This is a genomic window from Rossellomorea aquimaris (assembly GCF_020172085.1).
In the GTDB taxonomy this organism is placed as follows: domain Bacteria; phylum Bacillota; class Bacilli; order Bacillales; family Bacillaceae_B; genus Rossellomorea; species Rossellomorea aquimaris_E.
In genome coordinates, this window is the sequence record NZ_JAIVAT010000010.1 from 99,412 (window position 1) to 111,558 (window position 12,147).

At 42.3% G+C, this 12,147-nt stretch carries 14 protein-coding genes and 11 tRNA genes; 24 read left to right on the plus strand and 1 reads right to left on the minus strand.

Annotation, left to right across the window (positions count from 1 at the left end):
* The first annotated feature begins 291 nt into the window (after positions 1–291).
* From alr to LCL96_RS21845, 12 genes are all read left to right on the plus strand, one after another.
* Positions 292–1,497, plus strand: a complete 1,206-nt coding sequence (gene alr, locus LCL96_RS21790; protein WP_224945310.1) for an alanine racemase — start codon at positions 292–294, stop codon at positions 1,495–1,497.
* A 126-nt stretch (positions 1,498–1,623) separates the two neighbouring features.
* On the plus strand, positions 1,624–1,905 hold the full coding sequence (locus LCL96_RS21795) for a CopG family ribbon-helix-helix protein (protein WP_032085355.1): 282 nt from the start codon (positions 1,624–1,626) through the stop codon (positions 1,903–1,905).
* Between the two features lie 4 nt (positions 1,906–1,909).
* Positions 1,910–2,260 (plus strand): type II toxin-antitoxin system endoribonuclease NdoA, encoded by a 351-nt coding sequence (ndoA, locus tag LCL96_RS21800; RefSeq protein ID WP_034763063.1) that lies wholly within the window; start codon positions 1,910–1,912, stop codon positions 2,258–2,260.
* A 395-nt stretch (positions 2,261–2,655) separates the two neighbouring features.
* Entirely contained in the window at positions 2,656–3,486 is an 831-nt protein-coding gene (locus LCL96_RS21805; RefSeq protein ID WP_224945312.1) for an RsbT co-antagonist protein RsbRA, read from the plus strand.
* Positions 3,483–3,839 carry an STAS domain-containing protein gene (locus LCL96_RS21810; RefSeq protein WP_034763058.1) on the plus strand — a complete coding sequence of 119 codons (357 nt, stop codon included), beginning with the start codon at positions 3,483–3,485 and terminating at the stop codon, positions 3,837–3,839. Before LCL96_RS21805 ends, LCL96_RS21810 begins: the two co-directional genes overlap by 4 nt.
* Positions 3,840–3,841: 2 nt before the next feature.
* Complete coding sequence (locus LCL96_RS21815) at positions 3,842–4,243, plus strand: anti-sigma regulatory factor (protein ID WP_034763056.1); 402 nt, start codon at positions 3,842–3,844, stop codon at positions 4,241–4,243.
* 10 nt (positions 4,244–4,253) lie between these two features.
* Positions 4,254–5,264: a PP2C family protein-serine/threonine phosphatase gene (locus tag LCL96_RS21820; protein WP_224945313.1), complete on the plus strand. Its 1,011-nt coding sequence runs from the start codon at positions 4,254–4,256 to the stop codon at positions 5,262–5,264.
* A gap of 75 nt (positions 5,265–5,339) precedes the next feature.
* Positions 5,340–5,672 carry an anti-sigma factor antagonist gene (locus LCL96_RS21825; protein ID WP_224945315.1) on the plus strand — a complete coding sequence of 111 codons (333 nt, stop codon included), beginning with the start codon at positions 5,340–5,342 and terminating at the stop codon, positions 5,670–5,672.
* Positions 5,672–6,139 carry an anti-sigma B factor RsbW gene (rsbW, locus tag LCL96_RS21830; RefSeq protein ID WP_318246453.1) on the plus strand — a complete coding sequence of 156 codons (468 nt, stop codon included), beginning with the start codon at positions 5,672–5,674 and terminating at the stop codon, positions 6,137–6,139. The genes LCL96_RS21825 and rsbW overlap by 1 nt, the downstream gene beginning before the upstream one ends.
* Positions 6,117–6,914 (plus strand): RNA polymerase sigma factor SigB, encoded by a 798-nt coding sequence (gene sigB / locus LCL96_RS21835; protein ID WP_224945319.1) that lies wholly within the window; start codon positions 6,117–6,119, stop codon positions 6,912–6,914. The genes rsbW and sigB overlap by 23 nt, the downstream gene beginning before the upstream one ends.
* Complete coding sequence (locus LCL96_RS21840; RefSeq protein ID WP_224945321.1) at positions 6,914–7,510, plus strand: PP2C family serine/threonine-protein phosphatase; 597 nt, start codon at positions 6,914–6,916, stop codon at positions 7,508–7,510. The genes sigB and LCL96_RS21840 overlap by 1 nt, the downstream gene beginning before the upstream one ends.
* 118 nt (positions 7,511–7,628) lie before the next feature.
* Complete coding sequence (locus tag LCL96_RS21845; RefSeq protein WP_224945323.1) at positions 7,629–9,797, plus strand: Tex family protein; 2,169 nt, start codon at positions 7,629–7,631, stop codon at positions 9,795–9,797.
* A 96-nt stretch (positions 9,798–9,893) separates the two neighbouring features.
* Here the strand turns inward: LCL96_RS21845 and cmpA are convergent, their stop codons facing one another.
* A complete protein-coding gene (gene cmpA / locus LCL96_RS21850; RefSeq protein WP_098351062.1) occupies positions 9,894–10,007 on the minus strand; it encodes a cortex morphogenetic protein CmpA in 114 nt (37 codons plus the stop codon).
* Positions 10,008–10,150: 143 nt separating this feature from the next.
* Between cmpA and LCL96_RS21855 the strand changes: the two genes are divergently transcribed.
* The 12 genes from LCL96_RS21855 to LCL96_RS21910 all read left to right on the plus strand — a co-directional run bounded on the left by LCL96_RS21855 (position 10,151) and on the right by LCL96_RS21910 (position 12,013).
* Entirely contained in the window at positions 10,151–10,621 is a 471-nt protein-coding gene (locus LCL96_RS21855) for a SprT family protein (RefSeq protein ID WP_224945325.1), read from the plus strand.
* Positions 10,622–10,746: 125 nt separating this feature from the next.
* Positions 10,747–10,821: transfer RNA gene (locus tag LCL96_RS21860), tRNA-Asn, on the plus strand.
* A 7-nt stretch (positions 10,822–10,828) separates the two neighbouring features.
* Positions 10,829–10,919, plus strand: a tRNA-Ser gene (locus LCL96_RS21865).
* Positions 10,920–10,934: 15 nt separating this feature from the next.
* Positions 10,935–11,006: transfer RNA gene (locus LCL96_RS21870), tRNA-Glu, on the plus strand.
* 70 nt (positions 11,007–11,076) lie between these two features.
* Positions 11,077–11,153: transfer RNA gene (locus tag LCL96_RS21875), tRNA-Asp, on the plus strand.
* A 79-nt stretch (positions 11,154–11,232) separates the two neighbouring features.
* Positions 11,233–11,307: transfer RNA gene (locus tag LCL96_RS21880), tRNA-Gln, on the plus strand.
* 4 nt (positions 11,308–11,311) lie between these two features.
* Positions 11,312–11,387, plus strand: a tRNA-Lys gene (locus LCL96_RS21885).
* Positions 11,388–11,457: 70 nt separating this feature from the next.
* Positions 11,458–11,539: transfer RNA gene (locus tag LCL96_RS21890), tRNA-Leu, on the plus strand.
* Positions 11,540–11,611: 72 nt separating this feature from the next.
* A tRNA-Leu gene (locus LCL96_RS21895) sits at positions 11,612–11,697 on the plus strand.
* A 21-nt stretch (positions 11,698–11,718) separates the two neighbouring features.
* A tRNA-Arg gene (locus LCL96_RS21900) sits at positions 11,719–11,795 on the plus strand.
* A 53-nt stretch (positions 11,796–11,848) separates the two neighbouring features.
* Positions 11,849–11,925, plus strand: a tRNA-Pro gene (locus LCL96_RS21905).
* Positions 11,926–11,939: 14 nt separating this feature from the next.
* A tRNA-Gly gene (locus LCL96_RS21910) sits at positions 11,940–12,013 on the plus strand.
* Positions 12,014–12,147: the final 134 nt, after the last annotated feature.

Below are 12,147 nucleotides of genomic sequence, written 5' to 3' on the forward strand. Positions count from 1 at the left end.
TTCTATGATAGGGGCGGGCCTGCTGGGTCTGCCTCTTTTCAATGATGGGATCAAGAGTGAATAGTGTAAGTTGATAATAAAAGGTCACATATTTTACTAATCAAGCAATTTGAGCACAAACGGATAGTAAAGTTTCGTCGTAGATCTTATTTCCCTTCAAACACCCTCTTTTCGAGTTTAACCCTTCCCTGAAAAATTCTCTTCACCACAATCAATGATATTATGAATAATCCATGGTATTCTTGAATAGAATGACAATGTTTTGTGTAAAGATACGAGGAAGTGAACAGAGTGGAAACCCAGACGCAATTTTTTCGTGATACATGGGCTGAAATCAATTTAGATCATTTATATGAAAACGTAAAGAATATCAAAGGTCATATCCCGAATGATGTAAAGGTATTTGCCGTAGTGAAGGCGAATGCGTATGGTCATGGGGATGTGCAAACATCTCTGACGGCTCTTTCGGCGGGGGCGCATGGTCTTGCTGTGGCATTCCTGGATGAAGCGATCTCCTTAAGGAGAGGCGGCATCATCGCACCTATCCTGGTGTTGGGGGCTACACGCCCTAAAGACGTGAAGATGGCTGCCGATATGGATATTTCATTAACGGTGTTTCAGCAGGAATGGCTAGAGGAAGCTGAAAGACAACTGTCAAAAGGGGATTGTTTAAACCTCCACATCAAATGTGATACCGGTATGGGCAGGATCGGTGTACGGACGATTGAAGAGTTGAAGGGGATTGAGAAATATATCCTTGATCATCCTCAGTTCGAAATGGAAGGGGTCTTTACCCACTTCGCCACTGCGGATGAATTGAACGATGAGTATCTTGATGAGCAATTGGTGCGTTTCGAACATATGCTTGCACAATTGGATAGTCTTCCTGCCTATATTCATTCTTCCAATAGTGCGGCTACTTTAAGGAAAACGAATACACTCTTTAATGCTGTGCGGGTCGGAATTGCCATGTATGGACTTACACCGTCGATTGAAATGAAACCGGAACTGCCATTTCCGTTAAAGGAAGTCTTTTCTCTTCATTCGACACTCATCCACACCAAGGAGCTCGGAGCTTTTGAGAAGGTCAGTTATGGAGCTACGTATCAAACGGAAAGGGCTGAGTGGATCGGGACGATTCCCATCGGTTATGCTGACGGGTGGCTTAGAAAGTTACAGGGGCAGGACGTTTTGGTGGACGGAAAGAGAGTTCCAATTGTTGGAAGGATTTGCATGGATCAATGCATGATCCGCCTCCCTGAATCCAGGTCGACTGGAACCCGTGTCACGCTAATCGGCAGTCAGGGCGAAGAGGATATCACCATGGATGAAATCGCTCAAAAGCTTGATACAATCAACTATGAGATACCTTGTATCATCTCTACAAGGGTTCCGCGTATTTATATACGGAACGGAGAACCTGCAGAAGTATCGAATAAACTCTTATCTACCGGGGTACAGGGTCAATTGAAAAATAAAGAACTTCAGGATGAATAATTCGTATTTTAAATGGTGGATAATAGAAGAGATTGATAAATTAACTTTTCATTCCCTATAATTGATGGTATGATAAATATGTTAATGAACAGAAACGGTATGTAGTGATTGGTGGAGGTGTAGTTTGTGTCTGAATCCAGCGCAACAACAGAAATCTTAATTCGTCTACCGCAACAGCTCGTTACAGAATTAGACGGCTTTGCAGATCAAGAAAATGTGAATCGCAATGAGTTTATTTATCGTGCAACCAAAATGTATCTAAGAGAGCGTAAAAAGAGACAATTACGTGAATCTATGAGACGCGGCTATATGGAAATGGCTAAGATTAATCTCGCAATCGCTTCTGAAGCGATTCAAGCAGAATATGAGGCAGAACATACAGTCGAACGCTTAGTAAGCGGAGGTTAATCCTTTGATTGTAAAGCGTGGTGACGTATATTTTGCAGACCTTTCTCCTGTTGTAGGTTCAGAACAAGGCGGAGTTCGGCCGGTACTTGTTATTCAAAACGATATAGGGAACAGGTTTAGTCCCACAATTATTGTAGCTGCCATTACCGCACAAATTCAAAAAGCAAAACTGCCTACTCATGTTGAAATTGATGCAAAACGTTATGGCTTTGAACGTGATTCCGTTATCTTGCTTGAACAGATTCGAACGATCGATAAACAGCGTCTTACCGATAAAATTACACATCTGGATGATGAGATGATGGAAAAGGTGGATGACGCCCTGCAAATCAGTGTGGGTCTGATCCAGTTTTAACAGCATTCTTACTGAATGTGTGTAATCATGGTCACGTTTATAATAGGGACAGTATTACTGCAAACCAGAAGGCTTGCTGATCAACACGATATTGATCATTAAGCCTTTTTGTTTTGCCTTTTTTATATTACGGCGAAGTTTTTTTGATTGTAAGAAGAATATGGATAGTGGAAATATAGACAATTTTATGACAAAACAAGGCAAACAATTTATAATGGGAAAAGAAAGCAAAATACCCGAAAAGGCATAGCTTTTTTCTTTTCTATGTTAATTTGTTACTATTAGATTAATTACGTCATTTTTCGTCCATGGATGTAAACTACTTTAAGATTGAGTTACAACACTCGGCATAAATACTGAGGTTAAATTTCATATGATAGAATGGAGAGAACGATATGTTTAGTGAAGTCACGGATTATATTCAAACCAATAAATCAGAAATCACTAGTATTTGGATGGAACGAATGCGAAATGAGGCGGATGAGAAGTTTCTTCAAGTCGTTTCTGATCAGGTTTTCACTAAGACAAGCCATGAGTTTGTGGAAATGATTGCTGCCAATTTGAGAGATTCGAAAGAATTCACCAGCCGGTTGGAAGATTTCGCTGAGAAAGTTGTCAGATTAGGCTGGCCACTAACATTTGTGACATCAGCATTAGGTACATTTGGGAAAGTGGTATTTGAGGGCATGACGAATGATCAACTGATATCAGAAGAAAATTATGCTGCTCAGGTTGAGAAATTCGACAAATGGCTGACCCCGATGTACAACAAAGTGGTTAAGGCTTATACAGAATCATGGGAACGAACGGTTTCTCTTCAAAAGATAGCATTACAGGAATTATCTGCGCCCCTTATACCGGTTTTTGAGAAAATTTCCATCATGCCTCTTGTCGGAACTATTGATACTGAACGAGCGCGCTTGATCATGGAAAACCTGTTAAACGGTGTAGTGAAGCATAGGGCAGAAGTTGTATTGATTGATATCACGGGTGTACCGGTGGTGGATACAATGGTTGCTCATCATATCATTCAAGCGGCAGAGGCTGTGCGTTTAGTCGGGGCGAAGTGCATGCTGGTAGGTATCAGACCTGAGATTGCCCAGACGATCGTCAATTTAGGGATTGATCTTAATCAGTTCAGTACGAATAGTACGTTAAGAAAAGGGATAGAAAAGGCTCTTGAAATGACAAATCGAAAAATTGTTTCGGCGGAGGGATTAGAGTGAGAATACCAATTTTAAAGCTGCATGATTGTTTGTTGATTTCCATTCAGTGGGAGCTGGATGATCAAACCGCCCTTCAATTTCAAGAGGATCTTCTACAGAAGATTCACGAGACGAGTGCAAGGGGAGTTGTGATTGATATTACCTCCATCGATTTCATAGATTCCTTTATCGCGAAGGTTCTTGGGGATGTCATCAACATGTCCAGATTAATGGGGGCTAAAGTGGTCATCACAGGTATTCAGCCAGCTGTAGCGATTACGCTGATTGAGCTTGGAATCAGGTTAGAGGACGTTCTAACCGCTCTTGATCTCGAAAAAGGTCTGGAGAAATTACAATTGGAACTGGGGGACTAGGTATGGATAGCCAATCCTGCGTGAAGATCACGAATGAATGGGACATCGTTGCTGCCCGCCAGTTAGGGAGGAATGTAGCGAAGGAGCTCGGATTCGGCACCGTTGACCAAGCTCGTATCACTACGGCTATCAGCGAATTAGCAAGGAACATTTACTTATATGCCGGCTATGGTCAGATATGTATTGAGAAATTATTTGACGCCGGGAAAAAGGGTGTGCGCATCATCGCCTTAGATGAAGGTCCTGGTATTGCCGATATCAGAAAAGTAATGGAAGATGGATATTCCACATCGGGCGGATTAGGAGCAGGTTTGCCTGGAGTTAAGCGCTTAATGGATGAGTTTAACGTAGAATCTGTACCTGGTGAAGGGACAGATATAAGGGCGACAAAGTGGCTCCGCTAGGGGGAGTTAGATGAATTTCAGAGAATTGATGGATTCAAAATATAGAGAGATCATTGAGCACTATCTAAACGATCAAGATGAGAAAGCCCTTTACTTAGGGCAGAAATTCAGCCGTAAATCAATTGAGCATCACGTGTCACCCGAAGAAATCATCAGTCTTCATAAGAATGTCATTCTGGAAATGGAACCGGATATACCGCATCAGGTTTTGCATTCATTCGATATCCTGCTGGAAGTCATGATTGGCTATGGTTTTGCTTACCGGGAACATCAAAGCCTCAGAACGAAACAACAAGAACTAAATAACGAAATAGATGTAGCATCCAATATGCAGCAGACCCTTCTTGGGACAGTCGTTCCGGCAGTGGAAGGATTGGATATTGGGGCAGTCAGTGTACCTGCCAAGAAAATGAACGGAGATTACTATCACTTTGTGCAGGATGAAAATGATAGTGTCAGCGTGGCCATAGCAGACGTCATCGGAAAAGGGATACCGGCTGCTCTTTGCATGTCCATGATTAAATACGCGATGGATAGTTTACCTGAATATCGCCATGAACCGAATGCGGTACTGGAAAGCTTGAATAGGGTTGTGGAACAGAATGTGGATGCGAGTATGTTCATCACAATGTTCTACGGTGTTTATAATCCCGAGAAACATCTGTTTTCATACTCATCAGCTGGGCATGAACCTGGCTTTTTTTATAAAGCTTCAACGGATGAATATGAGGACCTTGATGCAAAAGGGCTCTTATTGGGAGTGGATAAGAAAGCGAAGTACAGGCAGTATGAACGACGGGTGGAAGTAGGGGATATGATTATCCTACTCTCTGACGGAGTAACTGAATGCCGTACCGAAGAGGGGTTCATCGAAAGAGAGGACTTAGTTCAATTAATCAGCCAATATACGCATCTGCCGACACAGGAGATCGTGAATAAAGTGTATAAACAACTGGAGAAGCTGCAGCACTTTGAACTGAGAGACGATTTCACCTTGATCATCATAAAAAGAATTTCATAAAGAAGTTTATTTTTATCATTCATAGGGTAAATGTATAGAGACTTAATATAACGTTGCCAAAAAGGTGGTCTTTTTATGAACTTATCAATAGATATGAAAGAAAAAGAAAATGAGCTGCTTGTAAAAGTGGCCGGTGAAATTGATGCATATACAGCTCCAAAGCTTAAGGAAACGCTTCAACCATCTGCTGAAGCTGATAATAAAGATATTACAGTCGATCTTTCCGAAGTGTCTTATATGGATAGTACCGGACTAGGAGTCTTTGTCGGTCTGTTTAAAATGGTAAAGGCGCGTGGTGGACAACTTCATCTTGTTGGCCTGTCCGATCGTTTACAAAGACTGTTTGATATTACAGGTTTAGGGGATATTATGAATATTAATTCCAAGGTAGAAGGTGGGGTGGAATGATGCAAGCTTTTGATTACATCGAAATGAAAATCCCCGCAAAGCCGGAATATGTCGGGGTTATTCGTTTGACGCTTTCAGGTATTGCAAGTCGCATGGGGTTTGATTATGATGCAATTGAGGATTTGAAGATTGCCACAAGTGAAGCAATCACTAATGCGGTACAGCATGCTTACAAGGACAATCTCGGGGAAGTAGTCGTTGGATTTGCCCTGTATGAGGATCGTCTTGAGGTGATGGTGGCAGATCATGGTGAAAGCTTTGATTTTAAAGAAATCCGAAGTGCTGTTGGTCCTTATCATGCCGATCATTCCGTTGAGTTCTTAAGAGAAGGTGGGTTAGGCCTTTACCTTATCGAGAGCCTTATGGATGATGTAAAAGTGCATCACAAGGAGGGAGTGACAGTCTTCATGACTAAATTCCTATCAGGGGAGCAGGTGGAGAGGGATGAAAAAACTATCTCAACCTAACCAGCAGGCCCAAAAAGAAAAAGTACTGCAATGGATCAAGGAGTATCAGGAAACGCAAGATGACGATGCTCAGAGCCAGCTCATCCTTCACTATCAAAACCTCGTTGAGTCCATCGCAAGGAAATACTCAAAGGGCAGGTCTTTCCATGAGGATATTATCCAGGTTGGGATGATTGGACTGCTTGGTGCCATCAGACGATATGATGAATCCTTCGGCAGATCATTCGAAGCCTTTGCCATTCCAACCATCATCGGTGAGATCAAAAGGTTCTTAAGAGATAAGACATGGAGTGTACATGTCCCGCGTAGAATTAAGGAACTCGGCCCGAAAATCAAATCGACGGTTGAAGAGTTAACGAATAGATTGGAGCGTTCTCCCCAGGTTCATGAAATTGCGGAGTATCTGGAAGTGAGCGAGGAAGAAGTACTGGAAGCAATGGAAATGGGCAGGAGTTATCAGGCGCTTTCCGTGGATCATTCGATAGAGGCGGATTCAGAAGGAAGCACGGTAACGATACTGGATATTGTAGGGGATCAGGATGAGGGTTACGAGAAAGTAAATCAGCGGCTTGTTCTGGAAAAAGTCCTTCATGTCCTTACCGATAGAGAGAAAGCGATTATACAACACACTTACTTGGAAAATCTAAGCCAAAAAGAAGCTGGTGAAAAGCTCGGGATTTCACAAATGCATGTTTCCCGTCTGCAAAGAAGGGCAATTAAGAAGTTAAGGGAAGCCATACAAGAAGAGATGAACGATTCGGAGAGTCATTATTAATGGCTTATCTTCAACAAAATGAAATAGAGCTTTATGCAGAACAAGTATCGAAAAATGGGAACCCCTTTTGTGGTGATAGCTATTACTATACATCTACAAACGATTACTTTATCTGTGTCCTGGCCGATGGTTTAGGTAGTGGTAAGTTTGCGTACGAATCGTCACATGTTGTGGTGGAAATAGTTGAAAAGCATCACCATGAGGATGTGGAAACTCTCATGAGCCTGTGTAATGAAGCTCTGCAAAGAAAACGCGGAGCGGCAGTTGCAATCATTAAAGCATATTACCATTCCAAAGAGTTTGTGTATAGCTGTGTTGGAAATATCCGCTTTTATATGTATGCACCAGAAGGAAAGATGACTTATCCCCTGCCGGTGACAGGTTATTTATCTGGAAGACCGCAGAAGTATAAAACCCAACGCTTTCATTACAATCCGAACTCCAGATTTCTTATTCACTCAGATGGTTTGAGTATATCCGGCGTAAAGAATATCCTCCAAAGGTATCCAACCCTTCACGGAGCTTTAGGGGATATCCAATCATTAGTCGATGGTACATCAGATGATACAACATATATAATAGGAAACTTACTCTAATGGGCTTAGGGTAAGTTTTTTTGTTTATTTGGATACATTGATTTCCCCGTTGCCTTTTCAACCCTAAAAGGCAATTATGGTAAAATATAAAAGAATCCTATTAATGGAGGTAATACATGTGACATCAACATTAACAAAGCAGGAACCTTTACTTAACCAAGTATCAAAAGAATTGAACTTATCGATAAAGAATGTAAAAAACGTCATCTCGTTGCTGGAGGAAGGGAATACAGTTCCTTTCATCGCTCGTTATCGAAAAGAGCAGACAGGCGCGCTGGATGAAGTTCAGATCCGTAATATTATGGATAAATGGAATTACCTGCAGAATCTTGAGCAGCGAAAAGAAGAAGTTATCCGTTTGATAGAAGAACAAGGGAAGTTGACGGAAGAATTGGCAAATGCCATCCATAAAGCTGATAAGCTGCAAATGGTGGAAGATTTATACCGCCCCTATAAGCAAAAAAGGCGTACTAAAGCGACCGTAGCGAAGGAAAAAGGATTGGAACCCCTGGCTGAATGGATTCTTTCCTTCCCACCAAAGGGTGACTTGGAAGATGAGGCGAAACATTACCTTTCTGAAGAGAAAGAAGTGACGACAGTCGAGGAAGCCCTGAGTGGAGCACGCGATATCATTGCAGAATATATTTCGGACGAAGCATCTTACCGGGACTACATAAGAAAGTATACATTCCGAAAAGGGTTAATTGAAACAAAAGTAAAAAAAGAAGAGCTGGACGAAAAAAGAGTATTTGAAATGTATTATTCTTATCAAGAACCTATTCACAAAGTGGTTCCTCATCGGGTGTTGGCGATGAATAGAGGAGAAAAGGAAGACATCCTCAAGGTGAATATCCAGCCTGATGCAGAGGGTATCCAGCACTATTTGGAAAAGCAGGTTATTAAAAATGTACATTCCATCTCTGTCCCTCTTGTGAAAGAAGCGGTGGAGGATAGTTATAAAAGGCTTATTCAGCCTTCCGTGGAAAGGGAGATCCGTAATGAGTTAACAGACAAAGCGGAAGATCAGGCCATTCATATCTTCTCCGAAAACTTACGGAAATTATTGCTACAGCCTCCGATGAAAGGGAAGATGGTGTTAGGGGTGGATCCTGCATTCCGGACGGGGTGTAAGCTTGCTGTCATTGATGAAACAGGGAAAACCCTTGATATAAATGTGGTGTATCCACATCCGCCTAAACCGAAGCGGGAAAAAGCTGAAGAGATTATCAAAGGGATATTACAGAAATATTCCATAGAGGTTGTGGCGATAGGCAACGGGACAGCTTCCAGGGAGACGGAACAATTTGTTGTGGATGTGCTTAAAGATCTGAATGCAAACATTTCTTATTTAATTGTCAATGAAGCAGGGGCAAGTGTGTATTCAGCGTCTGAAGTGGCAAGAGAAGAATTCCCTGATCTTCAGGTCGAAGAGAGGAGTGCTGTCTCTATTGCGAGAAGATTGCAGGACCCATTGGCAGAGTTAGTGAAGATTGATCCGAAATCCGTCGGGGTTGGTCAGTACCAACATGATGTTTCTCAGAAGAAGCTGAATGAATCCTTAACCTTCGTCGTAGAGACAGCGGTTAACAAGGTCGGGGTAAATGTCAATACTGCCTCCTCTTCTCTTCTTCAATATGTTGCTGGACTTTCAAAGACAGTGGCAAATAATATTGTGAAAAAACGGGAAGAAGAAGGTAAGTTTCAATCGAGAGCCCAATTAAAGAAGATTCCAAGGCTGGGCGCCAAGACGTATGAGCAGTGTATCGGATTCTTGAGAATAATGGATGGAAAAGAACTGCTTGATCGAACACCGATTCACCCGGATAACTACAATGATGTGAAGAAACTCCTTTCTAAAGTGGAATTAAGTGTACAGGACATCGGAACAGAAGAATTAAAGCTGGCATTGAATCAATTGAATATAGAAGAGGTTTCTGGTGAACTGGAAATAGGGAAGCTGACGCTGAAGGATATTATCGATTCACTGATTCGACCGGGCCGTGATCCAAGGGATGAGTTTCCCAAACCGTTACTGAAGAAGGACGTCCTGAAATTGGAGGATCTTACTCAAGGAATGGAATTGCAAGGGACTGTTAGAAATGTTGTAGATTTTGGAGCATTTATCGATATTGGTGTTAAACAGGATGGTCTTGTCCATATATCGAAGTTGAAAAACGGATATGTAAAACATCCATTAGATGTGGTTTCTGTTGGAGACGTCGTAACCGTTTGGGTCGATAGTGTTGATGTCCAAAAAGGCAGAGTCTCGCTGACGATGGTTCAGTAGGAAGAGAATAGGAGCTGACGGCATGATAGGGAACTATCAGAAGTCAGCTCTTTTTTTCAATATGTGGTCGAATGACTCGTGTCGTTACAGTTTCCATTAAGAGCAGTTCTTCTTTCGGTAAAAGTACCAGCACTGATTGAGAAGTTTAATTTGGTAACGATCCTTCTCGAGGTATGCTTTCCTTAATTGATTGACAAGCCAATTAGGCATGTATGAACCTCCTTGTCTCTAAGAAAGCCCCAATGAAAAAGGGTTTTATAAGAGTAGTTGATCTCAGGTTTTAACAGTAAGGGTGATACCTAGTTTATGCTATAATGGGTTGTCATGTTCTAACGAAGAAAGAAGGAATTTTTATGACGAATGCTGAGTTGCAACAGTTAGTTGAAAAAATTTCAACGCAGTCGTTCCACAAGCCTTTCCTTCATAAGGCGTACTTTAATCCCAGATTAAGGACAACGGGAGGAAGGTATATGTTAAGAAGTCATGATATCGATATTAATCGTAAGTATCTCGATGAGCATGGGATGGAGGAATTAATCGGGATCATTAAGCATGAACTGTGTCATTACCATTTACATATAGAAGGAAAAGGTTACAAACATGGAGATCAAGACTTTAAGAGGCTTCTTCAGAAGGTGGGGGGACCGAGGCATTGTGCTTCGTTACCTAGTGAGAAGCAGCGAAAACGAGTAGTACTCTATAGCTGTTCTAAGTGTGGGTGGAAATTTGAAAGAAAACGAAAGATTAATACGAGTAAATATGTGTGCGGTCGCTGCAGTGGAAAGTTACGACTGGAGAAGGAAATGGTGTTTGAAAAAAGATAAAGATTCAGACTTTTGATTACAATCGTTTCGTGAAAAAAGTGTCGGAAAGTAGTTGACAAGAAAACGATGAGTCATTATAATCTAAAGAGTCGATAAGACGAGTTAAGCGTTAGAATACTTCACGTTCCGCAGTAGCTCAGTGGTAGAGCTATCGGCTGTTAACCGATCGGTCGCAAGTTCGAATCTTGCCTGCGGAGCCATTTTTATGGAGAAGTACTCAAGTGGCTGAAGAGGCGCCCCTGCTAAGGGTGTAGGTCGGGCAACTGGCGCGAGGGTTCAAATCCCTCCTTCTCCGCCATTACTTTAATGACGTGGCCCGTTGGTCAAGCGGTTAAGACACCGCCCTTTCACGGCGGTAACACGGGTTCGAATCCCGTACGGGTCATATTTACTTTAATGAAAGTTATGTTGCTTTCGCAATGTAATGAAACCTATTTGCTAACGCAAAAAGCTTTGGTCCGGTAGTTCAGTTGGTTAGAATGCCTGCCTGTCACGCAGGAGGTCGCGGGTTCGAGTCCCGTCCGGACCGCCAGATTTATTTTAAAAAAGTCATTGACTTCATCGGAGTGGACATGGTATTATTAAAACCTCGTCACTTTTTAATGACATATTGGGCTATAGCCAAGCGGTAAGGCATCGCACTTTGACTGCGACATGCGTTGGTTCGAATCCAGCTAGCCCAGCCATTACGAGCCATTAGCTCAGTTGGTAGAGCATCTGACTTTTAATCAGAGGGTCGAAGGTTCGAGTCCTTCATGGCTCACCATAGATTTTTTACTCCGGTAAAATATCTTATTATAGGATTTTCGCGAATGCGGAAATATTTACAGATTCATGCGGGTGTGGCGGAATTGGCAGACGCACCAGACTTAGGATCTGGCGCCGCAAGGCGTGGGGGTTCAAGTCCCTTCACCCGCACTTTTAACACTTTAAAAAAGTTGTTGACAAAATAGATTTTCCTCGATATAATAGTGTTTGTCGCTTTAAAACGCGGTCGTGGCGGAATGGCAGACGCGCTAGGTTGAGGGCCTAGTGGGGGCGACCCCGTGGAGGTTCAAGTCCTCTCGGCCGCACCAAAAGGTTTCAAAAGACATAATGCGCCCGTAGCTCAATTGGATAGAGCGTTTGACTACGGATCAAAAGGTTAGGGGTTCGACTCCTCTCGGGCGCGCCATCTTGTTTCTACTAGTGAGTATCATTCACGAATTTATACATATGCTTTTCTGACGGGAAGTAGCTCAGCTTGGTAGAGCACTTGGTTTGGGACCAAGGGGTCGCAGGTTCGAATCCTGTCTTCCCGACCATCGAAATTTTATATGCGGGTGTAGTTTAGTGGTAAAACCTCAGCCTTCCAAGCTGATGATGAGGGTTCGATTCCCTTCACCCGCTCCAATTTATTACCTGATTATTGAACCTTGAAAACTGAACAAAACAAGACAATACGTCAACGTTAATTCTAGATTTATTTTAAAGAGCTATTCAAACTTTTATCGGAGAGTTTGATCCTGGCTCAGGACGAACGCTGG

Bases quoted from the DNA above. Each gene is read 5' to 3' on its own strand.
- LCL96_RS21805 (WP_224945312.1), top strand. From the start codon at position 2,656: ATGTTTAGTGAAGTCACGGATTATATTCAAACCAATAAATCAGAAATC.
- LCL96_RS21815 (WP_034763056.1), top strand. From the start codon at position 3,842: ATGGATAGCCAATCCTGCGTGAAGATCACGAATGAATGGGACATCGTT.
- LCL96_RS21820 (WP_224945313.1), top strand. From the start codon at position 4,254: ATGAATTTCAGAGAATTGATGGATTCAAAATATAGAGAGATCATTGAG.
- LCL96_RS21825 (WP_224945315.1), top strand. From the start codon at position 5,340: ATGAACTTATCAATAGATATGAAAGAAAAAGAAAATGAGCTGCTTGTA.
- rsbW (WP_318246453.1), top strand. From the start codon at position 5,672: ATGCAAGCTTTTGATTACATCGAAATGAAAATCCCCGCAAAGCCGGAA.
- sigB (WP_224945319.1), top strand. From the start codon at position 6,117: ATGAAAAAACTATCTCAACCTAACCAGCAGGCCCAAAAAGAAAAAGTA.
- LCL96_RS21840 (WP_224945321.1), top strand. From the start codon at position 6,914: ATGGCTTATCTTCAACAAAATGAAATAGAGCTTTATGCAGAACAAGTA.
- cmpA (WP_098351062.1), bottom strand. From the start codon at position 10,007: ATGCCTAATTGGCTTGTCAATCAATTAAGGAAAGCATACCTCGAGAAG.
- LCL96_RS21855 (WP_224945325.1), top strand. From the start codon at position 10,151: ATGACGAATGCTGAGTTGCAACAGTTAGTTGAAAAAATTTCAACGCAG.